This is a genomic window from Streptosporangium vulgare, assembly GCF_042428775.1.
Lineage (GTDB): Bacteria > Actinomycetota > Actinomycetes > Streptosporangiales > Streptosporangiaceae > Streptosporangium > Streptosporangium vulgare.
This window is the reverse complement of the sequence record NZ_JBHMBS010000003.1, coordinates 512,259-537,164: the sequence shown is the minus strand read 5'-3', so window position 1 is coordinate 537,164 and position 24,906 is coordinate 512,259. Positions and strand designations below refer to the sequence as shown.

At 71.7% G+C, this 24,906-nt stretch carries 24 protein-coding genes; 9 read left to right on the top strand and 15 right to left on the bottom strand.

What is annotated here, in order from left to right; all coding sequences use genetic code 11:
• The first annotated feature begins 28 nt into the window (after nt 1-28).
• Nucleotides 29-763 (top strand): hypothetical protein, encoded by a 735-nt coding sequence (locus tag ACFFRH_RS09065; RefSeq protein ID WP_386155551.1) that lies wholly within the window; start codon nt 29-31, stop codon nt 761-763.
• A 255-nt stretch (nt 764-1,018) separates the two neighbouring features.
• On the opposite strand, the gene ACFFRH_RS09060 is transcribed toward ACFFRH_RS09065, so the two are convergent.
• The 10 genes from ACFFRH_RS09060 to ACFFRH_RS09015 all read right to left on the bottom strand — a co-directional run bounded on the left by ACFFRH_RS09060 (nt 1,019) and on the right by ACFFRH_RS09015 (nt 12,509).
• A complete protein-coding gene (locus ACFFRH_RS09060) occupies nt 1,019-2,770 on the bottom strand; it encodes a DEAD/DEAH box helicase (protein ID WP_386155549.1) in 1,752 nt (583 codons plus the stop codon).
• Between the two features lie 126 nt (nt 2,771-2,896).
• The gene (locus tag ACFFRH_RS09055) at nt 2,897-3,763 is read right to left on the bottom strand and encodes a hypothetical protein (protein WP_386155547.1); all 867 of its coding nucleotides are present in this window, start codon (nt 3,761-3,763) and stop codon (nt 2,897-2,899) included.
• Nucleotides 3,764-3,861: 98 nt separating this feature from the next.
• Nucleotides 3,862-5,253 carry an MFS transporter gene (locus ACFFRH_RS09050; protein ID WP_386155545.1) on the bottom strand — a complete coding sequence of 464 codons (1,392 nt, stop codon included), beginning with the start codon at nt 5,251-5,253 and terminating at the stop codon, nt 3,862-3,864.
• Nucleotides 5,250-6,020, bottom strand: a complete 771-nt coding sequence (locus tag ACFFRH_RS09045; protein ID WP_386155543.1) for a zinc metalloprotease — start codon at nt 6,018-6,020, stop codon at nt 5,250-5,252. Before ACFFRH_RS09045 ends, ACFFRH_RS09050 begins: the two co-directional genes overlap by 4 nt.
• A gap of 306 nt (nt 6,021-6,326) precedes the next feature.
• Nucleotides 6,327-6,578, bottom strand: a complete 252-nt coding sequence (locus tag ACFFRH_RS09040) for a DUF3039 domain-containing protein (RefSeq protein ID WP_386155541.1) — start codon at nt 6,576-6,578, stop codon at nt 6,327-6,329.
• A 77-nt stretch (nt 6,579-6,655) separates the two neighbouring features.
• Complete coding sequence (locus ACFFRH_RS09035; RefSeq protein ID WP_386155539.1) at nt 6,656-7,234, bottom strand: YqgE/AlgH family protein; 579 nt, start codon at nt 7,232-7,234, stop codon at nt 6,656-6,658.
• 185 nt (nt 7,235-7,419) lie between these two features.
• Nucleotides 7,420-8,832 carry an NAD-dependent malic enzyme gene (locus tag ACFFRH_RS09030; RefSeq protein ID WP_350973689.1) on the bottom strand — a complete coding sequence of 471 codons (1,413 nt, stop codon included), beginning with the start codon at nt 8,830-8,832 and terminating at the stop codon, nt 7,420-7,422.
• Between the two features lie 268 nt (nt 8,833-9,100).
• Nucleotides 9,101-10,042, bottom strand: a complete 942-nt coding sequence (locus ACFFRH_RS09025) for a tetratricopeptide repeat protein (RefSeq protein WP_386155536.1) — start codon at nt 10,040-10,042, stop codon at nt 9,101-9,103.
• Between the two features lie 46 nt (nt 10,043-10,088).
• Nucleotides 10,089-11,756: a coenzyme B12-dependent isobutyryl-CoA mutase large subunit gene (icmA, locus tag ACFFRH_RS09020; RefSeq protein ID WP_386155534.1), complete on the bottom strand. Its 1,668-nt coding sequence runs from the start codon at nt 11,754-11,756 to the stop codon at nt 10,089-10,091.
• 219 nt (nt 11,757-11,975) lie between these two features.
• Nucleotides 11,976-12,509 (bottom strand): MarR family winged helix-turn-helix transcriptional regulator, encoded by a 534-nt coding sequence (locus ACFFRH_RS09015; RefSeq protein WP_386155532.1) that lies wholly within the window; start codon nt 12,507-12,509, stop codon nt 11,976-11,978.
• A 291-nt stretch (nt 12,510-12,800) separates the two neighbouring features.
• Between ACFFRH_RS09015 and ACFFRH_RS09010 the strand changes: the two genes are divergently transcribed.
• Both ACFFRH_RS09010 and ACFFRH_RS09005 read left to right on the top strand, forming a co-directional pair.
• Nucleotides 12,801-14,216 carry a hypothetical protein gene (locus tag ACFFRH_RS09010; RefSeq protein ID WP_386155530.1) on the top strand — a complete coding sequence of 472 codons (1,416 nt, stop codon included), beginning with the start codon at nt 12,801-12,803 and terminating at the stop codon, nt 14,214-14,216.
• A gap of 55 nt (nt 14,217-14,271) precedes the next feature.
• Nucleotides 14,272-14,949, top strand: coding sequence for a DUF4230 domain-containing protein (locus ACFFRH_RS09005; protein ID WP_386155528.1), 678 nt, complete (start codon nt 14,272-14,274; stop codon nt 14,947-14,949).
• 47 nt (nt 14,950-14,996) lie between these two features.
• Here the strand turns inward: ACFFRH_RS09005 and meaB are convergent, their stop codons facing one another.
• Both meaB and ACFFRH_RS08995 read right to left on the bottom strand, forming a co-directional pair.
• A complete protein-coding gene (gene meaB, locus ACFFRH_RS09000) occupies nt 14,997-15,941 on the bottom strand; it encodes a methylmalonyl Co-A mutase-associated GTPase MeaB (RefSeq protein ID WP_386155526.1) in 945 nt (314 codons plus the stop codon).
• Entirely contained in the window at nt 15,938-17,125 is a 1,188-nt protein-coding gene (locus ACFFRH_RS08995; protein ID WP_386155524.1) for an acetyl-CoA C-acetyltransferase, read from the bottom strand. Before ACFFRH_RS08995 ends, meaB begins: the two co-directional genes overlap by 4 nt.
• Before the next feature lie 83 nt (nt 17,126-17,208).
• On the opposite strand from ACFFRH_RS08995, the gene mce reads away from it, so the two are divergent.
• Nucleotides 17,209-17,670, top strand: coding sequence for a methylmalonyl-CoA epimerase (mce, locus tag ACFFRH_RS08990; RefSeq protein WP_386155522.1), 462 nt, complete (start codon nt 17,209-17,211; stop codon nt 17,668-17,670).
• 157 nt (nt 17,671-17,827) lie between these two features.
• Entirely contained in the window at nt 17,828-19,111 is a 1,284-nt protein-coding gene (locus ACFFRH_RS08985) for a DivIVA domain-containing protein (RefSeq protein ID WP_386155520.1), read from the top strand.
• Between the two features lie 301 nt (nt 19,112-19,412).
• Here ACFFRH_RS08985 and ACFFRH_RS08980 read toward each other — a convergent pair whose 3' ends face one another.
• From ACFFRH_RS08980 to ACFFRH_RS08970, 3 genes are all read right to left on the bottom strand, one after another.
• The gene (locus ACFFRH_RS08980; RefSeq protein WP_386155518.1) at nt 19,413-20,204 is read right to left on the bottom strand and encodes an alpha/beta fold hydrolase; all 792 of its coding nucleotides are present in this window, start codon (nt 20,202-20,204) and stop codon (nt 19,413-19,415) included.
• A gap of 150 nt (nt 20,205-20,354) precedes the next feature.
• The gene (locus ACFFRH_RS08975) at nt 20,355-21,068 is read right to left on the bottom strand and encodes an alpha/beta hydrolase (RefSeq protein ID WP_386155516.1); all 714 of its coding nucleotides are present in this window, start codon (nt 21,066-21,068) and stop codon (nt 20,355-20,357) included.
• Nucleotides 21,069-21,210: 142 nt separating this feature from the next.
• Nucleotides 21,211-21,531 carry an Rv1322 family protein gene (locus ACFFRH_RS08970; protein WP_350973539.1) on the bottom strand — a complete coding sequence of 107 codons (321 nt, stop codon included), beginning with the start codon at nt 21,529-21,531 and terminating at the stop codon, nt 21,211-21,213.
• A 278-nt stretch (nt 21,532-21,809) separates the two neighbouring features.
• Between ACFFRH_RS08970 and ACFFRH_RS08965 the strand changes: the two genes are divergently transcribed.
• The 4 genes from ACFFRH_RS08965 to ACFFRH_RS08950 are packed head-to-tail and all read left to right on the top strand — an operon-like array spanning nt 21,810 to nt 24,830.
• Nucleotides 21,810-22,268: a hypothetical protein gene (locus ACFFRH_RS08965; RefSeq protein ID WP_386155514.1), complete on the top strand. Its 459-nt coding sequence runs from the start codon at nt 21,810-21,812 to the stop codon at nt 22,266-22,268.
• Nucleotides 22,265-22,804 (top strand): winged helix-turn-helix domain-containing protein, encoded by a 540-nt coding sequence (locus tag ACFFRH_RS08960; RefSeq protein ID WP_386155512.1) that lies wholly within the window; start codon nt 22,265-22,267, stop codon nt 22,802-22,804. Before ACFFRH_RS08965 ends, ACFFRH_RS08960 begins: the two co-directional genes overlap by 4 nt.
• Entirely contained in the window at nt 22,801-23,679 is an 879-nt protein-coding gene (locus ACFFRH_RS08955) for an ABC transporter ATP-binding protein (RefSeq protein ID WP_344749449.1), read from the top strand. Before ACFFRH_RS08960 ends, ACFFRH_RS08955 begins: the two co-directional genes overlap by 4 nt.
• Nucleotides 23,676-24,830, top strand: a complete 1,155-nt coding sequence (locus ACFFRH_RS08950) for an ABC transporter permease (protein ID WP_386155509.1) — start codon at nt 23,676-23,678, stop codon at nt 24,828-24,830. The genes ACFFRH_RS08955 and ACFFRH_RS08950 overlap by 4 nt, the downstream gene beginning before the upstream one ends.
• Nucleotides 24,831-24,906: the final 76 nt, after the last annotated feature.

The following is a 24,906-nucleotide window of genomic DNA, read 5'->3' as shown; positions in this document are numbered from 1 at the left end:
TACTTCTTACTACCGGTGGTGACCTCATATGTTCGTGCTCGGCGTCTCCTGGCTGATCCTGACCCCGCTGTGCCTGTGGAACCTGTTTCGCGGAGGGACACTGGTGCGGCTGACGAGCGTGCTGTCGCTGGTCGCGCTGGAGACGGCCACGATCTGGGCCACCACCGTCGTCCAGGTTCCCGCGCGGACTCCGATCGCCGCCTCCCTGTCCACTCTGTCCACGGCGGCCCGGCCCGAGCTCCGGCCCCAGTCCTCGCCCCCGGTGCTCCAGCCGCCGACGCCGCTCCCCGGGACGGCCCAGCGGGGCGCGCGGGACACCCGGGGAGCGAAGGCGGGACGGGCCGAGCGGCTCACCCGGGGGGAGCCGGGCGAGCGAGGCGCGTCCGGCGCGCGGGGTACCTCCTGCCGCGGCCGGATGCCTGCTCCCGAGCGGGTGCGACTGGCTCGCCGTCAGGGCGCGCCGCGCGGCGTGACGCTCTTCTGGAAGGCCAGGGCGGACGAGTGCGACACCGCGACCGTGGTCCTGCACCACAGGAAGCGCACGATCAAGGTGTGGATGCGCGAGGGCGAGGCGGGGAGCCGCGCGTCCGGCGCCACCACGTGGCCCGTGAGCGTCGCCGGTGGCGTGGCCTCCCTGGAGGTGCCGCTCACGGCGCCGGTGCGCGACACGGGGGCGTTCAGGGCTATCGACGGGCGGACCGGCAGGCCGATCGCCCTCATCCGGCCGGGGCGCGTGCCGGGGGAACCGTCCACGCTCCGGTGATCCCGCCCGGCGGGACCGCCGGGCCACCGGTCAGGTGATCGAAATCGAAGTCTCGAAGGAGACCCCGGCTCGGCGACGGGACCGGCGGGGACCGTTCGACCCGTCGGCCGGAGCCGCCGTGGATCACCCGGCCCGATGACCGGATCAGGCGAGGGAGCACCCGGGTCGGGCGGGAATCCGCCCGACCCGGTGACCCGATCGGTATCCGGCGACCCGGCCGGTATCCAGTGACCCGAGCGCTAGCCGGCGATCCGGTCAGTGGGAGCGCTGGGTGGCCCAGTGGCGGATCTTGTCGATCCGCTCCTGGATCTGCTCGGCGGAGGCCTGCGCGATGGCGGGCCCGCCGCAGGCCCTGCGGAGCTCGGCGTGGATGACGCCGTGGGGCTGGCCGGTGCGGTGGTTCCAGGCGCCGACGAGACCGTTGAGCTCCTTGCGGAGGTTGGCGATCAGCTCGTGCGGGGCGAGCTGCGGCTCCTTGGGCTCGGGCTTGTTGCGCCTCGCCTTCAGCTGGTCGGACTGGCGCTTGCTCAGCAGGGTGCGGACCTGGTCGGGCTCCAGCAGGCCGGGCAGACCGAGGAAGTCCTCCTCCTCGGGGGAGCCGGTCTCCGCGGCGCTGCCGAACTCGCCGCCGTCGAAGAGGACCCGGTCGAAGGTGGCGACCGCCTCCAGGGTCTCGAACGGCAGCTCGTCGCCCACGACGTCGGGGTTGTCCTTCTTGCGCTGGGCGTCCTCCAGGAGGAAGTCGTCCAGCCCCTCCTCGGGGGGCTTGCGGTCGAGCACGTGGTCGCGCTCGGCCTCCATCTCCCCCGCGAGGCCCATCAGGGTCGGCACGGAGGGCACGAAGACGGACGCGGTCTCGCCCCGCTTGCGGGCGCGGACGAAGCGGCCGACGGCCTGGGCGAAGAACAGCGGCGTCGAGATGCTCGTCGCGTAGACGCCGACGGCCAGGCGCGGGATGTCGACCCCTTCGGAGACCATCCGGACCGCGACCAGCCAGCGCTGCTCGGAGGCGGAGAACTCCTTGATCTTCTTGGACGCCGTGGGGTCGTCGGAGAGCACGACCGTGGCGCCCTCCCCGGTGATGGTCCGGATGTGGCGGGCGTAGGCGCGGGCGGTCTCGTGGTCGGTCGCGATGACCAGGGCTCCGGCGTCGGGCACGCCCCTGCGCACCTCGGTCAGGCGCCGGTCGGCCGCCCGGAGGACCTGGCGGATCCACTCGCCCTTCGGGTCGAGCGCGGCCCTCCATGCCTGGCCGAGCTGGTCCTTGGTGAGGGGGGTGCCGAGGGTCGCGGCGATCTCGTCGCCCGCGCGGGTCCGCCAGCGCATCTCACCGGCGTAGGCGAGGAAGATGACCGGCCGGACGACGCCGTCGGCGAGCGCCGGGCCGTATCCGTAGGAGTAGTCGGAGACGCTGCGCCGGACCCCGTCGCCGTCCTCGGCGTAGGTGACGAAGGGGATCGGGTTGACGTCGGACCTGAAGGGGGTGCCGGTCAGGGCGAGGCGCCTGGCGGCCGGCTCGAACGCCTCCCGCACGCCGTCGCCCCAGGACTTCGCGTCGCCCGCGTGGTGGATCTCGTCGAAGATCACGAGCGTCTTGCGGGCCTCGGTGCGGGCGCGGTGCAGTGCCGGGTGCATGGACACCTGGGCGTAGGTGATGGCCACCCCGAGGTAGTCGCGGGAGGTGGCGCCCTGACTGTTCTTGAACTCGGGGTCGATCGCGATGCCGACCTTGCTCGCGGCGTCCGCCCACTGCTGCTTGAGGTGCTCCGTCGGTGTGACGATCGTCACAGCCCGGATGATCCCTCGTGACAGGAGGTCGCTGGCGATGCGGAGCGCGAAGGTCGTCTTGCCCGCACCCGGTGTGGCGACCGCGAGGAAGTCGCGCGGCTCACGGCTGGAGTACAGGTCAAAGGCCTCCTGCTGCCACGCGCGAAGCTTCGGCGCGGTGCCCCAGGCGGCACGGTCCGGATATGAGGGCGAGAGGTGGGATGCGGCGAAAGTGCTCACAGTGTCCCCAGGGTAATCTGCGCCGCCGACAAGACGTGCCGATCCGCCGACATCCTCGCCAAGGTCGTCTCCCCGTGGTAGCGGTGAGCGAAGCCGGAAACCGCGGGCCCGCGGCCCCGGCCTCCCTCAGCGCAGGCCCGCGATCACCGTGTCGATCTCGGCCCTCGACACGGGGTCGTCCGGCTGGGTCATCGCGACCACGACCACCGGGCGCGTCCCGGCCCCCGCGAGGAAGACCACCCGCAGGTACGCAGGCCGGTTCACCACGTCCAGGTACTCCGCGCGCAGGGAGCGGGTGTGCCCGGTTCGTACCCCCACGGTGATCTCCGTGTCGTCCACGACCTTCACCTCGTCGCCGTGGAGCAGGAGCCGCGCGTACAGGTCGCTGAGCTCGGTGGTGGCGGCGCGCACGTCGGTCACCGGCTCCGCGGGCATGACCATCACGGTCGTGTTGACGCCGTCGCCCGCGGCCGAGGTGAAGTCCGTGACCGGTGGCACCGTACCGGCGAGCCAGCGCTCGGGCAGCGGGTAGCTGACCCCCGCGACCGGATCGGTCACCCGTCCCGGCGGCGGGGTGGGCAGCGCCCGCAGCGACAGCACGACCACCCCGGCGATGACGCCTCCCCCCACCGCGAGGGCGAGCAGTACGAGCAGCACGCGCCTCAGGCGCCCCGGACGCCGCTCGGGAGGCGCGATGGGCGTGCCGTACCAGCGGGCCGAGGGCGGGAGGTCGTCACCGGGCTCGGGGATGCGGGGAGGCCACGTAAGGCTGGAGCGGGCGTCGGGCGGTTCGTCCTCCGGCGGCGGCCAGGGACGGTACTCGTCGTCCTCGGGCGCCGGCCAGGGACGGCGCTCGTCGTCGAGGTCCGGATCCGAGGGCGGCCACACCTCGTTCCCGGCGGCCCGCGCGGCCCTGCGGGCCCGCCGGGACCGGCGCCCACCGCCACGGCCGGACTCGTCGGGCGGGTCCGACCGGCGAGGTCGTTCGTGCACGGGACCTCCTCCCGGCGGTGACGGTCCTACCGTCCTACCACGCATCCCGCGGCGTGACCTGGCTATGGGTGATCACTGTTACGGGAGTGACCAATGAGTCATGGGATGTCCCTCATACGCCGAGCCACGATGACCCCGAAGAGCCCGATGCAGGCCATCAGCACGACGATCGTGGCGTAGCCGGTGGCGATGTCGGCGTGGCCGATCAGGTTGACCAGGCCCCCGCCGACGCCGATGGTGATCGCGCTGCCCAGGGTGTCGACGACCTGGAGCGCGGCGGAGTTGGCGCCCTGCTCGGCGTCGGGCGACTGGTGCATCGCGGTGACGTTGACGCTGGTCATGCCGAGCCCCATGCCGAACCCGGCGACGACCCAGGCGGGCACGGTGACCCAGCCGCCGACCCCGGGCACGAGGGCGAGCAGGGTCATCAGGATGCCCGTGGTGATCGCCGCGGCGCCGATCCGCACCAGCAGCGGCCTGTCGTACGAGCGGCGGGTCTGCAGGTAGGAGCCGCTGCTCCAGCCCAGGGCCCCGAGGGTGAGGGCGACCCCGGCCTCGACGACGGAGAAGCCGTGCACCTTGGTGAGGAACAGCGGGATGAAGGCGTTCACCCCGAAGAACGCCGAGGCGAGCACCCCGCGCATCATGATCGTGGTGGGCAGGCCGCGGCCGAACCTGAGGGCCCGGGGCGGCAGCAACCTCGGCAGGCCCGCGGCGAGGGCGGCCAGTCCCGCGACGGTGGCGATCCCGCCCGGTGCCGGGGTGTCGTGGAGGTGGCTCACCCCGTACAGCAGGATCCCGGCGCCGCACGCCGTGGCGGTGGCGGCCAGGGTCATCGCGAGCGGTCTTGAGCGGGGGCCCGTGGAGAGGGTGGGCGCCGGGGTGCGCCCGCCGATGCGCAACGCGGGCAGGAGCATCACGAGGGCGGGGACGACCAGCGGCACGATGCCGTAGAAGACCCACCTCCATCCGACGGTCTCGGCGATGAGCCCGGTGAGGCCGGGTCCGATGACGGCGGGGAGCACCCAGGCCGCCGACAGCGCGGCGAACACCCGGGGCCTGGTCGCCGGGACGTAGACCCGCGCGATCATCACGTAGATCGCCACGATGACGGCGCCGCCGCCGAGGCCCTGCACGACCCGCGCGACGATGAACAGCTCCTTGGACCCGGCCGCCCCGGCCATGGCCATACCGGCCGTGAACAGCCCCACGCCGAGCAGGAACGGCCAGGCGTGCCCCCGCCGGTCGGACCACAGCCCGGCGACGACGTTGGCGAGCAGGCAGGCGATGAGGAAGGCGGAGAGGCTCGCCCCGTACAGGTCGAGGGCGTCGAGGTCCTCGGAGACCGCGGGCATGACCGTGCTCACGGACATGCCCTCGAAGGCGATCAGCGTGACGACGAGCAGGATGCCCAGGGAGGCGGTCCGGTATTCGGGACCGAAGATCCGGGGGGATTCGTATGGAGCGTCGGCTGTCTTCGGTGCTGTCACCCGTTAAGGGTAGTGTCCGCTCCCCGCCCCCGGTAAACGGCCCACATCTCCTGCATCCTGACCGCCTGACCAGGGGTGAACCCGGACATGCAGCGGTCGTCGGAGTAGTCCATGAAGTTGTGGACCGGGTCGGGGCCGCCGCCCTTGCACGTGTCCTTGATCAGCGGGCAGCCCTCGGTGGGCTGCCCCTCGGGCTCGGTGTCGGCCACGCTGTCGCCCATCGGCTCGCAGCCCTTCTCGAAGGTGTGCAGCAGCCCGAGCCAGTGCCCGATCTCGTGGACGCCGGTGTATCCCCGGTCGAAGTTGCGCATCGCCCCGCCGGGCAGGCTCCGCCAGTCGACGACCACGCCGTCGAGGCCGGGCTCCTTGACGTACCCGTGCGGATAGGTGGAGTAGCCGAGCACCAGCTCGCCGAGCTGGGCGAGATAGAGGTTGAGGGTCTCGGGCCCGCCCCTGCGCATCCGTTTGATCGCCCGCTCGTGGGTGACGGGCTCGCGGAACCAGGCCGCGTTGGCGGTACGGGTGACACCGTCCAGCCTGAACCGGATCCCGGTGTCCGCGCCGCCGAACTGCCCGGAGTAGGCGGCGTTGAGCGTGGCGATCTGGGCGCGCACCGCGACGTCGGGCGCGCCGAGGCGGCCGTCGGTGATGACGTGCACCCAGGTGGGCACGGTGATGGCGAGCACGCGCGGGAGCGGGCTCGACCCGCGCCGCCCGTCGGCGTGCGCGGGTGACGGCGCGGACGGCATCGACGACACAGGCGGCACCGGCGCGTGCTCCGCCGCCACGAAGGGGGCGGTCCGGGAGGCCCGGGAGACCCGGGAGGAGGCGTGGGCGCACCCCGGTGACCCGGACGCGGCGGCCGTCCCGCCGGGAACGTCCGGAGCAGTCGGAGCGGCCGGAACCTCCGGAACGGGAGGGGCGGTGCCCATCGTGAACAGGCATGCGGACACAACGGCGATCGCACGCCCGAACATGGACTCCCCCGACAGATCCCGGACACTGGTCGTTCGCCGCCCCCCGGCGGCATCCCGACCGTAACCTCATCTGTGGCGATCACCCATGAGCAACACTCACTCGTTGTTGCTGTCTTCGCCCTTCGGCAGACCTGAGTAGATCTCCTTGCACTCGGGGCAGACCGGGAACTTCTGGGGATCGCGGTTCGGCACCCAGACCTTCCCGCAGAGCGCGCGGACGGGGGTCCCGCTCAGCGCGCTCTCCATGATCTTGTTCTTCTCGACGTAGTGGGCGAAGCGCTCGTGGTCGCCGTCGCCGTGCGACAGGTCCGGGCGGATGTCGCTCTCAGGGAGAATCTTCGTACTCACCCTGGCGATTTTATGCCCGTACCACCGTGCCCGGGGCACCGGCGGCCGGCGGGTCGCGGAAGGGGCGGTCGTCCGGGCTAGTTCATCGACGGGTCGTCGGGACAGGTGGCCACGTAGGCGAGCTCGCCCCGCTGCCTGCGGAGCACCGCCCGCCACAGCGACTCGGGCTCGTGGTGGAAGGTGTCGCCGGGCTCCGCCTCCACGACGTACCAGGCGCCCTCGCCGATCTCGCTCTCCAGCTGGCCCGCCGACCACCCCGCGTACCCCGCGAAGATGCGCATCTGGGCGATCTCCCCGGCGAGGATCTCCGGCGGCGCGTCGAGGTCGACGGTGCCGAGCCTGGAGACGGCCGCGGTGCCCGCGTGCAACCTCCGCCAGCCGAGCGGTTCCTGCCCGCTCGGGACGGCGGCCAGCGCCAGCGCGCTGTCCGTCTGGACGGGGCCGCCCTGGAACAGCACGGACGGGCCGGTGACCATGGTGTCCCAGGTGGGGAGCACCTGGGTCACCGAGATGTCACTCGGTCTGTTGAGCACCACACCCAGGGTCCCGCCGTCGAGGTCGTGCTCCAGCACCAGGACCACGCTGCGCCGGAAGTTGGGATCTTCCAGTTGCGGGGTCGCCACCAGAAGCCCACCGACGTAGATCGCCTCCGCCATACCTCCATCATGAGGGGTGAACCCCCTTTCGCGCTGCTCCACCCGCTCTTCCGATGGTTCGGGCCTCACTCGGCCTCACACGGCGTCACGTGCCGCGCACGCGAGGGCACTCCACGGAGCGAAGCCGGAGTAAAGCGGGCGCGGCGCGGGGACCTTGCGGGTCTCAGGGCCTCGTCATGCCTCCGTCATGCCTCCGTCATGCCCGTACGGGCCCGGCCACCGGCCGACTCGCGCACGGCCGCCGCGACGGCGCCCGACACGTCCGGGTGGAACACGCTGGGGACGATGTAGTTGGGGCCGAGCTCCTCGGCGGTCACCACGGCGGCCAGCGCCTTGGCGGCGGCGAGCAGCATCTCCTGGCTGACCACGGTGGCCTGGGCGTCGAGCAGGCCGCGGAAGACCCCGGGGAAGGCCAGCACGTTGTTGATCTGGTTCGGGTAGTCGGAGCGGCCGGTGGCGACCACGGCGGCGTACTCGCGGGCGTCGTCGGGCGAGACCTCGGGCTCGGGGTTGGCGAGCGCGAAGACCACGGCGTCCTTGGCCATCGAGGCGATGTCGTCGCCGTTGAGGATGCCGGGCGCGGAGACGCCGATGAACACGTCGGCGCCCTTGACCGCGCCGCGCAGGTCGCCGGAGTATCCCTCGGCGTTGGTGTGGTCGGCGATCCACTGGAGCGAGTCGTCCAGGTCCTGGCGGCCGCGGTGCACGGCGCCCAGGTAGTCGCAGACGACCATGTTACGGGCGCCCGCGGCGAGCAGCAGGCGCAGCACCGCCGTACCGGCCGCGCCCGCGCCGGCGAGGGCGATGCGGACCTCGCCCAGGTCCTTGCCCACCACGCGCAGCGCGTTCGTGAGCGCGGCCAGCACGCAGATCGCGGTGCCGTGCTGGTCGTCGTGGAAGACCGGGATGTCCAGCAGGTCGCGCAGCCGCCGCTCCACCTCGAAGCAGCGCGGCGCCGAGATGTCCTCGAGGTTGATGCCGCCGAAGCCGGGGGCGATGATCTGCACCGTGCGCACGATCTCGTCGACGTCCTGGGTGTCCAGGCAGATCGGCCAGGCGTCGATGTCGGCGAACCGCTTGAACAGCGCGGCCTTGCCCTCCATGACGGGGAGCGCGGCGGCCGGGCCGATGTTGCCCAGGCCGAGCACCGCCGAGCCGTCGGTGACGACGGCGACGGTGTTGCGCTTGATGGTGAGGCGGCGGGCGTCCTCGGGGTTGCGGGCGATGGCCATGGAGACCCGGGCGACGCCGGGGGTGTAGGCCATCGAGAGCTCGTCACGGTTGCGCAGCGGCACCTTCGACCGCATCTCGATCTTGCCGCCGAGATGCATGAGGAAGGTCCGGTCCGAGACCTTGTGGATGACGACGCCCTCGACGCCCTCCAGCTTGTCGACGATCGCCTGCGCGTGGTCGGTGTCACGCGCGGCGCAGGTGACGTCGATGCGCAGCTTCTCATGCCCGGCCGTGGTCACGTCGAGCGCGGTGACCACACCTCCGGCTGACTCTACGGCGTGGGTGAGCTGGCTGACGGCATTGCCGCCGGCGGGCACCTCCAGGCGCACGGTGATGGAGTACGACACACTCGGCACGGTGGCCACAGCCAATCCGCTCCTTTGCGACTGACTTTGGTTGGGATGGCTCCCATCGTGCCATCCCATGACGAGTGTGCGCGCCCTGGTCGGCGGACCTGCGCATATAGATGCGGTCACGACGCGCTCGATCGGATGCGCCCATGACACGCCCCGTGTCACCCGGCCCCGGTCCGTGCCGTGAGCCGGGTCCGTGAGCCGGGCGCCAGGACCGCCGATCGCCGATCGCCCGGAGAACCGTCCAGAACGCTCGGAACGCTCGGAACGCTCAGAACGCTCAGAACAGGGCGCTGGCCAGGTTCCTGCGGGCCCTGCCGATGGACGGGTCGTCGCCGGGGAGCGTGTCGAACAGGCCGAGCAGGTGCACCCTGGCCCTGTCGCGGTCGGCGCCCGAGGTGCGGCGCACCACGTCGACGAGCCGGTCGAAGGCCTTGTCGACCTCGCCGGAGAGCATCTCGAAGTCGGCGGCCAGGAGCTGGGCCTCGACGTCGGCGGGGTCGGCCAGGCGGCCCTGCAGGTCGGCCGGGTCGACGTCCTGGGTGCGGCGGATCAGGCCGAGGCCGGCCAGGCCCAGCTTGGCGTCCTGGTTGTTCGGTGAGCGGGCCAGCAGCCGCTCGTACGCGGCCACGGCGCCGTCGAGGTCACCGGCGTCGATGGCCTGCTCGGCGGCGAGCACGTCCGGGTCGACCGGGGGCTCCTGCGGCTGCTGCTCCTCCTCCCCGCCGGCGGCCTCCTCGCCGGGAGGCGGGAGGTACTGGGCGAGCGCCTCCATCAGCTGCGACAGCCAGTCGCGCAGCTGCGGCTCGGTGGCGATGCCCGGGACGACGGCCACCGGCTGCCCCTGGAAGATCGCGTAGAGGGCGGGCACGTTCTGCACCCGGAGCGCCTGGGCGATCTGCGGGCTGAGCTCGACGTCGACCCTGGCCAGGACCCACCGGCCGGTGTTCTCCGCGGCCAGTTTCTCCAGCAGCTGGCTGTACTGCTTGGCCTGCTCGGCGCGGGTGACGGTGAGCTCCAGCAGCACGAGGCCGTTCATGGAGCGTTCGACGACCTCGGTCGCGAAGTTGGCGTCGTCGACGTCGATGACCGGCGCCGGAACACCGCCGGTTTCCTGCGCGGTGGTCTCCCGCCGCGCCTGTGCCTCGAGTGCCTGCTTGCGGGCGCCGAGGTCGACGGCGCCGTAGAGCGATCCGGGTCGAGTGAAGTCCGCTGGGCTCATGACTCCAATCCTGCCGTATCCCGGTCGATGCCCCGACGCGTCATCGCTAGAAGCGAGCGGGTTCGGTGTAGACGCCCCATTCGTCGCGCAGCGCGTCGCAGATCTCGCCCAGCGTGGCCTCGGCCCTGGCCGCGTCGAGCATGGCCGGGATCATGTTGCCCTCGCCCCGGGCGGCCCGCACCATCGCGGCCAGGGCGGCGTCCACTGCCGTCTGGTCGCGGGTGGCGCGGCGCTCGGCCAGCACGCGGTTCTGCTCGCGCTCGACCTCGTGGCTGACCCGGAGGATCTCCAGCGGCTCGTCGATGGAGGCCGTGTGGCAGTTCACCCCGACGATCCGCTTCTCGCCCTTCTCCAGCTTGCGCTGGTAGTCGAAGGCCGCCTCGGCGATCTCGGACATGAACCAGCCGTCCTCGATGCCGCGCAGGATGCCCGAGGTCATCGTGCCGTCCGAGCCCATGTCCCTGATCCTCGTGAAGATCGCCTCGGCCTCGGCCTCCAGCCGGTCGGTCAGCGCCTCCACGTACCAGGACCCGCCGAGCGGGTCGGCGACGTTGACGATCTCGGTCTCCTCCATGAGCACCTGCTGGGTGCGCAGCGCGATCTCCGCCGCCTTCTCGGAGGGCAGCGCGAGGACCTCGTCGAGCGCGTTGGTGTGCAGCGAGTTGGTACCGCCGAGCACCGCCGCGAGCGCCTCGACCGCGGTCCGCACCACGTTGTTGTACGGCTGCTGCGCGGTCAGCGAAACCCCGGCCGTCTGGGTGTGGAAGCGCAGCCACTGGGCCTTGTCGGTCTTCGCGCCGTAGACGTCGCGCAGCCACCGCGCCCAGATCCGCCGGGCGGCCCTGAACTTCGCGATCTCCTCGAAGAAGTCGATGTGGGCGTCGAAGAAGAAGGACAGGCCGGGGGCGAAGACGTCGACGTCCAGGCCGCGCGACAGGCCCAGCTCCACGTAGCCGAACCCGTCGGCCAGCGTGAAGGCGAGCTCCTGGGCGGCCGTGGACCCGGCCTCGCGGATGTGGTAGCCGGACACGCTGAGCGGCTTGTACGCGGGGATCTCGGCGGCGCAGAACTCCATCAGGTCGCCGATCAGCCGCAGGTGCGGCTCAGGGGCGAACAGCCACTCCTTCTGCGCGATGTACTCCTTGAAGATGTCGGTCTGCAGGGTGCCGTTGAGCTTCCCCACGGGCACCCCCTGCCGTTCGGCGGCGACGACGTACATGCAGAAGATCGGGACGGCCGGGCCGCTGATCGTCATCGAGGTGGTGGTGTCGCCGAGCGGGATGCCGTCGAAGAGCAGGTCCATGTCCAGCGCGGAGTCGATCGCCACGCCGCAGTGGCCGACCTCGCCGAGCGAGCGCGGGTCGTCCGAGTCGCGGCCCATCAGCGTCGGCATGTCGAAGGCGACGCTCAGCCCGCCGCCACCCGCGCCGAGGATCATCTTGTAGCGCTCGTTGGTCTGCCTGGCGTTGCCGAACCCGGCGAACTGCCGGATGGTCCACGCCTTGCCCCGGTAGCCGGTGGGGTGCAGGCCGCGCGTGAACGGGTACTCACCCGGCCAGCCGATGCGCTCCATGCGCGCGTCGGCGCCCTCGGGCCCGTAGACCGGCTCCACGTCGATCCCCGAGAGGGTGCGGAACTCCGCCTCGCGCTTGCGCGCCCCGTCGAACCGCGCCTGCCAGCGTGCCCGCCCCGCCTCGACCCGCTCAGCGTCCATGGCCAACCCCCTTGTACGGCATGTGGCTTCTTATCCGGCTTGTGGCCTCATGCAGATACTAGGATGTCCTACTAATTCTTGACCAGACACGAAGCCGGGCACAAGGCCGGGCAGGGCTGGACAGGCAGGGCTGGACAGGGAGGATCGGGAGTGGCCTCCGTCGGCGGGGCCGGGATTTCCCCGAGCCCGGCCAGGGGGCCGCGACGCGAGGCGCCTCCGTCAGTGCCGGAAGTCGCCGGCGGCCACGCGGAGGGTTCTGAACAGGTCGAACATCTGCCCCAGCTTCGCCTCGTCGTACATGGGCATGGCGAAGTCGGCCTCCATCAGGTCGGCGGTCGCCGCGCGGACGGTCTCGCGGCCCCGGTCGGTGATCTCGGCGAGCACGCCCCGGCCGTCGCGGGGGTTGGGCATGCGCAGCACCAGACCGGCACGTTCCAGACGGCCCACGGTGTTGGTCACGCTCGTGGGATGGACCATCAGACGCTCGCCGATCTTGGAGAGCGGGAGCGCCCCCGCCTTGCTGAAGGTCAGCAGCACCAGCGCCTCGTAGCGGGCGAAGGTCAAGTCATGCGGTTTGAGCAGCGTGTCCAGTTGCGACAGCAGGATCTGGTGCGCTCTCATGATCGATGTGACGGCGGCCATGGCCGAGGAGGGCCCGAAGTGAACGCGCCACGTCTCCGCGGCACGTTCGATGGGGTCAAACGGGAGATTCAGCTGACCTGTAACCACAGGGCTACGGTAGCGCGGCCTCATCCCGATTCGCCCATATACGTAGAGTCACCGGACTGATGGCTTGGCCAAGAAGCCGGACGCCAAACGTCACGCTCCGTTATGGTTCCCACATCGAATGGTGAGGCCGTGGCCAAGTGGCCACGATGACTCAGTCCGGCCTGCGGGGGACGCGAGCCGGACCGGTGCCGAGGGGACCGGCGTCCGCACATTCACGGCACGGGGGGTGCTTGATGAACGACAATTCGACGGCGTTCGAACGCCGGGCAGGCTTCGGCTACACCGACGCGGCGTGGGTTCCCACCACGCCGGCCGGTGCGTGAGCACAGGGGCGTTTCACGCGAGGAACTCCAGCAGAGCGGGTTGATGGTCGTCGCCATCCTGCTCGTGCTCGGGGTGGTCGCGGCGTGGAGCGTCCTGGTTCCCGGTGTCAGCGCGTGGGAGAACATCGTCGTCGCGGTGATCGGCTCGCTCCGGCTCACCGGCCCGGTGGCGGCCGCGTTCGCCGCCTGGGTGGCGGTACGCAGGCGGCGCGGGACACGCGGGCGGTCGATGACCCCGTGGCAGGCGGTACGAGCGCCGCTCGCGATCCTGGTGGTGACGGGAGGCGCGTTCACCGCCACCGTCGTGGTCCTGGCGGTGAGAACCATGATCACGGAGCAGGCCGGGCGGCTGCTGCCCAGCGGCCTGGTGATGGGCGCGGCCGGGCTGGCGCTGTACGTCGTCATCGGCTGGGTGATCGGCTGGCTGCTGCCGTGGACGATCACCCCGGTCCTGGCCGGGCTCGGCTGCTACAGCCTGTTCACCTGGTTGTGCCAGGGGCCGGCCTGGGGAGACCGGCTCGCCCCCGCGACGCGGGAGCCGTACGACCCGTTCCAGGGGCTGAACGCGGCGGCGTTCACCGACCAGACGCTCTGGCTGGTGGGGATCAGCTCGGCGCTGCTGCTCGGCTGGGCGGCGGTCGTGACCCGTCAGGCCCTGGTGCTGGCCGCCGCACTGATCGCGGTGCTGGCCGCGGGGACCGGCATGGCCAGGCTGTTCACCGAGCAGCAGCCGGTCTCGGCCCAGCAGGTCGTCTACAGCTGCCAGGAGTGGCCGATCATGGTCTGCGTGCACCCGGGAATGCGCGCCGGGCTGCCCGAGCTGAGCTCGGAGTTCATCAAGATCGCGTCTCGGCTGGCGGGGACGCCCGGGGAGTTCTCCCGGGTGGAGCAGCACCCCCGGCGCGACACCACCCCGGTCGCCGCGGGCGTGATCGCGATCCACGTCGACGACCTGGCGGCCGGGTTCGCCGAGAAGGCGGCCGACGAGTTCGTCGACGGCCTCGCCGCCCGGTGCGACGCCACCCCCGCGGAGGGCTACCGCGACATCGTGGCCGCGTGGCTGCGCGGCGAGCCGCTGCCCGGCGGGCCGCTCCCGGAGCATCGGTACGCCGCGGCGTGGTTCTCCGGTCTCACGGACGTCCAGCGGCGCGACTGGCTCCGGCTCTACTACGCCGACTTCACCGGCTGCCGGCTACAAAGCACTCACTTCGGGGGTCAGGCAGGACAGACCTCTCAGACAGGGCAGACCGGGCAGGGCGCGGGGGGCGCCTCGACCGGCCCCGAGCCCCGGCCCGGCACCGTCCACCAGGCACCCGGCGGATCCCCGTCCCCGGAAGCGAGCACCCCGGGCGGCCCCTGGCGCCTCCCCTTCGCCGAAGGCGGTGCGCTCCCGTCGCCACGGGGGTAGGAAGATCGGCATAGGCTCCGCGTGAGAAGGTCACCGTCCGGGGAAGGAGAGCGCTGTGAAAGCCTCCCAAGAAGCTCCGCCCGCGGCGCCCCCGACGGCCCGTCGCGGGCGCGGCTGGCGTTTCCTCGCCGGGCTGCTCGTCGTCGTGGTCCTCCTTGTCGTGGGCGCCCGCCTCACCTGGTCGTGGCTGAACCCGTTCGGTGAGGAGACGGTCGACCGCAGCCAGCCCGTGCTGCTGGAGTCCATCCACAACCTCAGCCGCTTCGAGGCCGCCACCGGCAACTTCCAGGTCGTGGTGGACCTGGAGAAGGACGCGGCCTTCCTGCCCGACGCGGTCAAGGGCAGCCGGACGCTCTTCGTCGGCGCCGGCGGCGTCGACGCCTACGTCGACTTCGGCGGCATCGCCGGCAACGCGCTCACGGTCTCCCCCGACCGCACCGAGGTCACGGTGAGGCTGCCCCGCGCCCAGTTGGAGAAGCCGAACCTCGACAACAAGCGCTCCTACGTCTACGCCCAGCAACGCGGTCTCTTCGACCGGGTCGAGGACCTGCTGTCCTCCTCCCCCGGTGACCAGCGGGAGCTCTACATGCTGGCCGAGAAGAAGATCGCCGAGGCCGCCCAGGCCAGCGACCTGCGCAACCGGGCCGACCAGAACACCAAGATCATGCTTGAGGGCCTGCTGAAGGGGCTCGGCTTCGAGAAGGTCACCGTCAAGTTCGCCGACGAGACCTGAGCCCCGGTGCCCGAACGCACGGCTCGGGCACCGGGGGCGCGCCTCGCTCAGCCCACGGCGGCCAGGAGTTCGTCCGCCGCGGTGTAGGGGTCGAGTCCCGCGTCCAGGACGCGGGTGGCGAGGGCGTCGAGGCGCCGGTCGCCATGCAGGTGGGCGAAGCGGGAGCGCAGGGTGGTGAGGGCGATCGCCTCGATCTCGTCCCTCGCCCTGGCGTGGCGGCGGCGGACGAGCTCGCCCGACGCCTCCAGATAGGCCAGGTGGTCGCCAAGGGCGTCGACCACCTCCTCGCCTCCCTCGCCCCGGTAGGCCACGGTCTGCACGATCGGCGGCTTCCAGGGCCGCTCGACCAGGGCGATCATGTTGCGGAGCTCGCGGACAGTGGCCTGGGCGCCCTCACGGTCGGCCTTGTTCACCACGAACACGTCGGCGATCTCCAGGATGCCCGCCTTGGCCGCCTGAATGCCGTCGCCCATCCCGGGGGCGAGCAGTACGACGGTGGTGTCGGCCAGCGAGGCGATGTCCACCTCCGCCTGGCCGACCCCGACGGTCTCGACGAGGATGACCTCGCAGCCGGCCGCCTCCAGGACGCGCAGCGCCTGGGGCGTGGCCCACGACAGCCCGCCCAGGTGCCCCCGGCTCGCCATCGACCTGATGAACACGTCCGGGTCGGTGGCGTGGTCCTGCATCCGGACCCGGTCGCCCAGCAACGCCCCGCCGGTGAACGGCGAGGAAGGGTCGACGGCGAGCACGCCGACCCTCATGCCCCGCTTGCGGAACGCGTGGACCAGCATCCCGGTCGAGGTGGACTTGCCGACGCCCGGAGAGCCGGTGAGCCCGATGACCCGGGCCCGGTGCGGCCGGTCCGCGCAGAGCAGGCCGGTGATCTCCCGCAGCCGCGGGGAGCCGTTCTCGACCATGGAGATCAGCCGGGCCACCGCCCGCGGCCTTCCCTCCCTGGCCATCGCGACCAGGTCGGAGACCTCCGCGGTCATGCCGAGGGAACGCGGATGATCAGGGCGTCGCCCTGCCCGCCACCGCCGCAGAGACCGGCCGCGCCGAGGCCGCCGCCCCTGCGCCTGAGCTCGTGGGCGAGGGTGAGCACGATGCGGGCGCCGGAGGCGCCGATCGGGTGGCCGAGGGCGATGCCGCCGCCGTTGACGTTGATCCTGTCGAGGGAGACGCCGAGCTCCTTGGCCGACTGGAGGACGACCTGCGCGAAGGCCTCGTTGATCTCCAGCAGGTCCAGGTCGCCGGCCGAGAGGCCCTGCTTGCCGAGGGCGTGCTTGATCGCGTTGGCGGGCTGGGACTGGAGCGAGTTGTCGGGGCCCGCGACGTTGCCGTGGGCGCCGATCTCGGCCAGCCAGTCGAGGCCGAGCTCCTCGGCCCTGGCCTTGGACATCACGACCACCGCGCAGGCGCCGTCGGAGATCTGCGAGGCCGACCCCGCGGTGATCGTGCCGTCCTTGGTGAACGCGGGCCGCAGCCGCGACAGGATCTCGGCGGTGGTGTCGCCGCGCACGCCCTCGTCGGCGGAGAAGACCACCGGCTCGCCCCTGCGCTGCGGGATCGCCACCGGCACGATCTCGTCGTCGAGCGTCCCGTTCTTGATCGCGGCGGCGGCGAGCTCGTGGGAGCGGGCGGAGTACGCGTCCTGCTCCTCGCGGGTGAGGCCGAGGCGCGCGTTGTGCCGCTCGGTGGACTCGCCCATGGCCACCTGGTCGTAGGCGTCGGTGAGGCCGTCGAAGGCCATCGAGTCGACGATGCCGGCGGAGCCGTACTTCACGCCCCTGCGCAGGCCGGGCAGCAGGTGCGGGGCGTTCGACATGGACTCCATGCCGCCCGCGACCACGATGTCGAACTCGCCGGCGCGGATGAGCTGGTCGGCCAGGGCGATGGCGTCCAGGCCCGAGAGACAGACCTTGTTGATGGTCAGGGAGGGCACGGTCATCGGGACGCCCGCCTTGACGGCGGCCTGGCGGGAGGGGATCTGACCGGCACCCGCCTGGAGCACCTGCCCCATGATCACGTACTGTACGGCCTCGGGGGCGACGCCGGAACGCTCCAGCGCGGCCTTGATGGCGATGCCGCCCAGCTCGGCGGCCGACAGGCCGGACAGCGAGCCGAGCAGTCTTCCGATGGGTGTGCGAGCTCCGGCGACGATGACGGAACCAGACATAAGTGGAGCCTCCCTGGCGGGCTTGGGGCGACTTTGCCACCATACCCATGAGTACATCAGCGATCGCCATGGAGGATGTCCCTATGTTCATGCGCATCGATCATGTGGGAATCGCCTGCCACGACCTTGAGGAGAAGATCGCTTTGTTCGAGCGGATCTTCGAGCTCAAGGTGGTGGCCCGCGAGGTGAACACCGAGCAGGGAGTGAAGGAGGCCATGCTGCACATCGCCGACGGCGAGGGCGGTGGATCTTATATCCAGCTCCTCGAACCGCTCGGCCCCGACACGCCGGTCGGTAAATTCCTCGCGAAGCGCGGGGAAGGCGTTCATCATGTCGCCTTCGGCGTCCCGGATGTTGTGCAGGCCCTGGAGAAGATCGACGACAGGGGTGTCCGCCTCCTCGACAAGCAGCCGCGCCACGGCTCCCTGGGCTCCTCGATCGCCTTTCTTCATCCCAAAGACGTCGGGGGAATGCTCACCGAACTCGTACAGGCCGCGGAAAGGCATGGCGGGGTCACGCCGAATGCAAGAAACGCTGATACGTAACAAGTCACTCATAAAGCCGGACGAGACCGCCAACTCGGCACCGGCGGAGTACGCTGGCGTACCACCGGACGTGGATCCCGCCCCGGCTCCCGCTTCGGATGCCTGAAACCCCCGTCCGGCCCGTGTAGCCGTCTCGACAACCCAGGATCGAGCCTCCATGCAGTCCGACATCGACGCCCAGCTCAACAACTTCTTTGAAGACGCCCCCGCTCGGGAATTCGACGTGGTGCTCCGTGGCTATGACCGGCACCAGGTCCACGACCATCTGAAGCAGCTCGACGGCGAGCTCCGGCAGTCCCGGGAGCAGGTTCAGGGCCTGCAGCGGGATCTGTCCGACTCCCAGCGCCAGCTTCAGGAGCAGGAGCGCCCGACCTACTCAGGGCTCGGCGCCCGCATCGAGCAGCTGCTCCGCCTGGCGGAGGAGCAGGCGACCGAGCTGGTCCAGGCCGCCAGGTCCGAGGCGAACGAGATCAAGGCGGCGTCCAAGGTCGAGGCCGCCGACCTGCGCGCCGCCGCGGAGAACGAGGCGGCCGAGAAGCGCGCCCTCGCCACCCGCGAGGTCGACGAGATGCGCACCAGCGCCGAGCGCGAGGCCGAGGAGATCCGCTCGACCGCCCGCCGCGAGGCCGACGAGCTGACCGCCACCACCGAGCGCGAGGTCTCCAAGCTGCGGGCCACCGCCGACCACGAGGTCGCCGAGAAGCGCGCCGACTCCGAGCGCGAGATCGCCAAGCTGCGCACCACCACCGAGCGCGAGGTGGCCCAGCTGCGCGCCTCGACCAAGCGCGAGCGCGACGAGGTCCTCACCACCGCCAAGCGCCAGGCCGACGAGATGCGCGCCCAGGCCCAGCGGGTGCTCGAGGAGTCCGAGGCCAAGCGGGCCCAGGACGAGGCGGAGTTCGAGATCCAGCTCGCCGCCAGGCGCGAGGAGGCCGAGCGCCAGGAGGCCGAGCGTCACGCCAACGCGCAGGCCGCGGCCCAGCAGCTGACGGCCACCGCCGAGCAGCGGGCGGCCACCGCCGAGCAGCGGGCCACCAAGGCCACGCAGCAGGCCGAGCAAACCCGCCGCGAGGCCGACACGCACGCCAAGCAGCTGCTGGCCAACGCCCGCAAGAACGCCGACCAGGTCGTGTCCGAGGCCAAGGCGAGCGCCGAGTCCATCGTCTCCGAGGCGAAGGCCGAGGCCGAGCGCAGCCGCTCGGTCGCCCAGCGCCAGGTCGACGAGCTGACCCGTCAGCGCGACAGCATCACCAGCCACCTCGCGCAGCTGCGTCAGCTGCTCGGTGGCGCGCCGCTCCCGGCCGCCGACCCGGAGCCCGCGATCGCCGCGGCGCCGCCGAAGCCGGCCATCCCCGCCGCCTCCAACGGCGCCGAGAAGCCGGTTCCCGCGCCCGCCAGGGCCGAGACGAAGGACGACGACGCGGAGTGGTGGCAGGAGTAGGCCGCCGCTGACTCGGGGCGTTGGTGACGGCTACGAGAGAGCCTGGTGACCTTCACGGTCGCCAGGCTCTTTTCCTGTTCCCCGCTTCCGTCCCCGCGCCAGGTTCCCTGGCCCGTCTCTCTCCCCCCGCCGCCCGGGTCGTAGCGGCCAGGGTCGTACGGGCCCGCCCGCCCCGGGCCGCGACGATCGCGCCCTCGTCCGCGAAGCGGTCATCCCTCGGCGAGCACCGCCCGTCCGCGAAGCGGTCATCCCCGGCAGGCGCCACTCACCCACGAGGCGGTCATTCCTCGGCGAGCACCGCTCACCCGCGAGGCGGCGATCCCCCGGCGAGCTCGGCGACGAAGCCGGACACCGCACGGTTGAACGCCTCGGGCTGCTCGACCGCGCTGAGGTGACCGGCCTTCTCGATCACGGCGAGCCGTCCGTCGGGCACGGCCTCGACCATCGCGCCCGCCTCGGCGGGCGAGGTGATCTCGTCCTCCTCGCCCACGATCACCAGGACGGGCGTCTTGAGCGCCCGCAGCGTGTCGAAGGAGTCGGGGCGGCCCGCCATGGCCCGCTGCGCCCAGGCGACGGCCGTCGGCGGGGCCGACTGGACGAGCCCGCGCACCCGCCCGAACACCATCGCCCTGCGCCGCACGGTGGTCTGCCCGACCAGCCCGGGGAGCACCTCCCGCAGCAGGACGGACGTGCCCTCCTCCAGCACCTCGGCGGCGATCCGCTCGCGGTTGGACCTGGCGGCCTCCGGGTCGGCCCCCGCCTTGGTGTCGGCGAGGATCACCCCCAGCAGCCGGTCGGGGTGGCGGCGGCACAGGGCCATCGTCACGTAGCCGCCCATGGACAGCCCGCCGACGACCGCGCGGTCCACACCCTCGCGGTCCAGCAGGCGTACGACGTCGTCGGCCATCACGTCGAGGGAGGGCTCGTCCTCGCCCAGCACCGAGCCGCCGAAGCCGCGCAGGTCGGGAGTGATGACCTTGCAGACCGCGGACAGCCCCTCCCGCTGGGCCAGCCACATGGCCGACGAGAGGGGGAACGCGTGAAGGAGGACGACCGGAAGCCCCTCTCCCGCCGACCGTGTGTACAGCTGCACGCCGTCCACCGTATTCCCGGGGTCCCCTCCTGACACCCCGGTTCCTCAACCGTTTATGACGTTGTTGTGATGACTCCACCGTCAACGAACGGGACCCGCCCGGCGATACGGCGGCGAAGGTCCCGTGCGAGGTCCGGACCGGACGGGCTCCTAGGCGTCCGGGACCTCGGTGGGCAGGGGGTGGGCGGCCGGATTCACCCGCAGGACGATCCGGTCGAGGACGATGCGCACGTACGGCTCGCCGACCCACAGGTGCTTGGCGTCGTCCACCCCGACGACCTCGGCCTGCGGCACCCTGGAGAAGCGCTCGCGGGCCTGCTCGGGACGCAGGTAGTCGTCGAACTCGGGGACCATCGCGGTCAGCGGCCGCCCGAACTCCGCCCACGCGTCGAGGTCGGCGTCGGTGGCCCGGTGCAGCGGCGGGGAGAGCAGGATCGCGCCCTCCACCAGCGGGTCGCGGCCCCACTTGAGCGCCAGCTCGGTCCCGAAGGACCAGCCGAGCAGCCAGACCCGGGGCAGGTCGTGGAAGTCGGCGTACTCCAGCGCGGCGGCGACGTCCATGCGCTCGTCCTCGCCCCCGCCGAAGGCGCCCTGGGAGGTGCCCCGGTCGGAGGTGGTGCCGCGCGTGTTGAACCGCAGCACGGCGAGGTCGGCGAGGGCGGGCAGCCGGTTGGCCGCCTTCTTGTAGACGTGGCTGTCCATCATGCCGCCGTGGGTGGGCAGCGGGTGCAGGCAGACCAGCGTGGCCACCGGGGGCCGGTCGGCGGGAAGGGCGAGCTCGCCGACGAGCGTCAGGCCGTCGCCGGTGTGCAGCTCGATCGGCTCCCTGCGCGCGGGCAGCACCGTAGAGGCCCGAATCTCCATGTCTCTCCTCGAATCCGCTTCGTCCGGTCGGCGTGAGCGCCGGTCGTGGTCAGTCGTGCCGGTCACGGCCGGTCATGCCCGTCGTGGTCAGTCGTGCCGGTCGCGGCCGGTCATGTCCGTCGCGGCCGGTCGCGCCGGTCGGTCAGTATCTGCTTCGGCCGGGACCGCGCCTGACCCGGTTGCGCCAGCACGCGGTGTGCCAGTGCCTGCGCTCGTCCTCCCCGCCCTGCCAGGCGGGCCAGCTGACCAGGTGCGGCAGGCCGGGTCTGATCTCCTGGTCGCAGCCGGGGCAGCGGTAGACCTTGTCCGCCGCGCCGCCGGTGACCCGGCGCACCTGCCAGTCGCCGTCGGGCCACTCCTCGGTACGGTCGACGCCGGGCACGGAGCCACCGACGGGACGGGCGTGTCCCCGGTTGCCGCCGCGGTCGAAGGGGTCGGCGCGGCGGGCCTTGCGGGGGCTCACGGCCGGGCTCGGATGCTCCGGCCCCACGCCGCGCCGAGGCCGTCCGTCCCGGCCGCCCAGGTCGCCCAGGTCGTCCCGGTCACCTCGGCCGCCTCAAAAGTGCTCGTCATCGCTCTCCCACCCTGCCCGCCAGGCCCACCCCACGTGGTGAACCGCCCTTTCCGGCATCGCAACAGTCTCCCAGAGAGGTAGCGGCTACCCCAAAAGCCGGTCGGGTAGCCAAAGAGCGGACAGAAAGTACTTGAATGAGAGTTGAGTAGTAACTACTGTTTGAAAACATGAGCAGAGGAGGAGACGTGAAGGACGAGCTGACACCGGAGGAGGCCCTGCGGCGGATCGCCGAGGTCGACCGGCGCACCCGGCGCCCGGCGCGCGTCGTCGGCCTGCTCTACGCGGTCGTCGGCCTGGGCACGATCGTCTACTGGCCCGTCATGTTCCTCGGTCCGGCCTGGTCACGGGCCGCGGCCGGGGTGGCGTGGATCATCCTGACCGTCCTGTTCGTCGGATACCTCGGCGGCATGAAGGTCCAGGATCCGAAGGTCACCTGGGCCAACAAGTCGAACGGCCCCGTGACGATCTCGTACGTCGCGCTGGTCGTGATCGTGTTCGTGTTCGGCGCGTTCTTCCAGCCCGACGACCCGGGCGGCGGCTGGAGCGCGGCGCTGATCGCGCTCTCCCTCTGCGCGAGCGTGCCGCCCTTCTACGCGGCATGGCGCGTGCTGCGGGCGGAGCGGTGAGCACGACGCACAACGCGCGCGACGCGCACGGCGGCCCGAACGACAGCCCGGACGACGGTCTGGACGACGACGTGAACGGCGCCCCGGACGACGGCGCGACCGGCGGCGACACGACCGGCACGCAGAAGGCGGGCCGCACGCGTCGTACGGGCGGCGGCGCGGACCGGGCGGCGCGCGACGCCGGAAGCACGAGGAGCGCGGGCGGTGGCGCGGGGGGCGGCGGGGGTGGCACGGGCTCACACCCCCGGCACGACCTCGACGACGTCATCCACGCGCCCGTCCGGCTGTCGATCATGGCCGCCCTGTCGGCCACCGACAAGGCCGAGTTCCGATTCCTGCGCGACACGATCGAGATCAGCGACTCGCTGCTCTCCAAGCACATCATCACCCTGGAGGAGGCCGGCTACGTGCACGTGGAGAAGGCCTTCGTGGGTAAGCGTCCACGCACCTGGCTGGCCATGACCGACGAGGGCCGCCGGGCGTTCCATGACTACGTCTCCGTGTTGAGGCGCCTCACCGAGGGATCCCCCCAATGATCGAGATAGACGACCTGCACAAACGGTACGGCGACAAGGTCGCCCTGGACGGCGTGACGTTCTCCGTGAGGCCCGGCGAGATGTTCGGCTTCGTCGGGGCGAACGGCGCGGGCAAGACCACCACCATGCGCATCCTGATGGGCGTGCTCACCGCCGACTCGGGCTCCGTGCGCCGCGACGGCAAGGCCCTGACGTTCGACGACCGGCGCCGGTTCGGCTACATGCCGGAGGAGCGCGGCCTCTACCAGAAGATGCGGGTCTTCGAGCAGGTCGAGTACTTCGGCAGGCTCAGCGGCCTCACCCCGGCCGGGGCGAAAAAGGCCACCGGCGAGCTGCTCGAACGGCTCTCGCTCACCGAGCGCGCGAACGACGCGGTGGACGCGCTCTCCCTGGGCAACCAGCAGCGCGTGCAGCTCGCGGTGGCACTGGTGCACGACCCCGAGGCGCTCATCCTGGACGAGCCCTTCTCCGGGCTGGACCCGCTCGCCGTCGACGCGCTGGCCGGGGTGCTCGCCGAGCGGTGCGCCGCGGGCGTGCCGGTGCTCTTCTCCAGCCACCAGCTGGACCTCGTCGAGCGGCTCTGCGACTCGGTCGGCATCATCTCCGCGGGCCGCGTGGCGGCCAGCGGCACGGTCGAGGAGCTGCGCGAGCGGGAGGGACGCGGCCGGCTCAGGCTCGTCGTCAGGGACGCCTCCCCCGGCTGGACCGCCTCCCTGCCGGGAGAGGTCGTCGAGAAGGGTGACGAGATCCTCGTCACGGGCGTCGAGGGCGACGGCCAGGAGATCCTGCACCTCGCGGTCAAGGCCGGAAGGGTCGAGCACTTCGGCTGGCAGCGTCCCACACTCACCGAGATCTTCAGGGAGGCCGTCGCGTGAACGGGTTGTGGCTGGTCGCGCGGCGGGAGATCGTCACGCGCGGCCGTACGAAGGCGTTCGTCATCGGGCTCGTGGTCAGCGCCGTCCTGGTCGCGGCACTGGCGTTCCTGCCCAAGCTCTTCTCCGGGCCCGACTCCTACACCGTGGGACTCACCGGAGCGCAGTCGCAGGCGCTGGTACCGGCCCTGACCGCCGCGGCGAAGGACACGAAGCTCACCATCAGGGAGTTCCCCGACGAGACCTCCGCGAGCGGCGCGGTCACCGCGGGCGACGTGGACGCCGCCGTGGTGGACGGCCGCAGGGTACTCGCCGACGGCGAGGTCGACGACGAGCTCGGCCTGCTGCTGGAGACCGCGAACCAGACCGTCCAGACCCAGCGGCAGCTGTCCGAGGCGGGCCTGGATCCGGCCAGGGTGGCCGCCGCCATGCGGGTCGCCCCGCTGGAACAGGTCTCGGTCGGCGCCGACGCCCGCTACGCGGGGGTGCGGGTGGGCATCGCCTCCCTGCTGGTGATGGTGCTGTTCTTCCTGCTCATCTACTCCTCCATGTACGTCGCCATGGGCGTGGTCGAGGAGAAGGGCAGCCGGATCGTGGAGATCCTGCTCACCTCGGTCCGCCCCTGGCAGCTGCTCGGCGGCAAGATCGTCGGACTGGGCGCGCTCGCGCTGGCCAACATGGTCGTGATCATCGTCGCCGGTCTCGGCGCGGCGGCGGCGACCGGCCTCGCGGCCGACCTGCCCCCGGGGATGACCGGCATCGTGGTGAGCGCCCTGTTCTGGTTCGTCCTCGGGTACGCCTTCTTCGCCGCGATGGCGGCGGCACTCGGGTCGCTGGTGTCCAGGCAGGAGGACGCGAACAGCGTCCTGACCCCGATGACGATGCTCATGATGATCACCTACCTGGTCGCCTACTTCGCGGCGGTCCAGCCGGACAGCGCGGTGGCCAGGATCCTGTCGCTGGTGCCGCCGTTCTCCTCGATGGTCATGCCGGTCAGGATGGCCGGGGGCGAGGTGCTCGTCTGGGAGATCGCCGTGGCGGCCGTCCTGATGCTGCTGGCGACGGCGGGCACCCTCATGCTCGGCGCGCGCATCTACAGCCGCGCGGTCCTGCGCACCGGCGCCCGCGTGAAGCTCTCCGAGGCGATGCGCTGACCCTGAGGCCCTCCCTCTCGGCGGACGCGACTCCCCGAGCCGTACGGGTACGGCTCGGGGAGTCCGTCTTCGTTCA

What these genes read in the sequence shown, in the direction of transcription:
- ACFFRH_RS08995 (WP_386155524.1), bottom strand. Translation starts at nt 17,125, where the DNA reads ATGTCTGGTTCCGTCATCGTCGCCGGAGCTCGCACACCCATCGGAAGA.
- mce (WP_386155522.1), top strand. Translation starts at nt 17,209, where the DNA reads ATGTTCATGCGCATCGATCATGTGGGAATCGCCTGCCACGACCTTGAG.
- ACFFRH_RS08975 (WP_386155516.1), bottom strand. Translation starts at nt 21,068, where the DNA reads ATGGAGATTCGGGCCTCTACGGTGCTGCCCGCGCGCAGGGAGCCGATC.
- ACFFRH_RS08985 (WP_386155520.1), top strand. Translation starts at nt 17,828, where the DNA reads ATGCAGTCCGACATCGACGCCCAGCTCAACAACTTCTTTGAAGACGCC.
- ACFFRH_RS09035 (WP_386155539.1), bottom strand. Translation starts at nt 7,234, where the DNA reads ATGGCGGAGGCGATCTACGTCGGTGGGCTTCTGGTGGCGACCCCGCAA.
- icmA (WP_386155534.1), bottom strand. Translation starts at nt 11,756, where the DNA reads ATGGACGCTGAGCGGGTCGAGGCGGGGCGGGCACGCTGGCAGGCGCGG.
- ACFFRH_RS08955 (WP_344749449.1), top strand. Translation starts at nt 22,801, where the DNA reads ATGATCGAGATAGACGACCTGCACAAACGGTACGGCGACAAGGTCGCC.
- meaB (WP_386155526.1), bottom strand. Translation starts at nt 15,941, where the DNA reads ATGACCGCGGAGGTCTCCGACCTGGTCGCGATGGCCAGGGAGGGAAGG.
- ACFFRH_RS09025 (WP_386155536.1), bottom strand. Translation starts at nt 10,042, where the DNA reads ATGAGCCCAGCGGACTTCACTCGACCCGGATCGCTCTACGGCGCCGTC.
- ACFFRH_RS08965 (WP_386155514.1), top strand. Translation starts at nt 21,810, where the DNA reads ATGAGCAGAGGAGGAGACGTGAAGGACGAGCTGACACCGGAGGAGGCC.
- ACFFRH_RS09065 (WP_386155551.1), top strand. Translation starts at nt 29, where the DNA reads ATGTTCGTGCTCGGCGTCTCCTGGCTGATCCTGACCCCGCTGTGCCTG.
- ACFFRH_RS09015 (WP_386155532.1), bottom strand. Translation starts at nt 12,509, where the DNA reads ATGAGGCCGCGCTACCGTAGCCCTGTGGTTACAGGTCAGCTGAATCTC.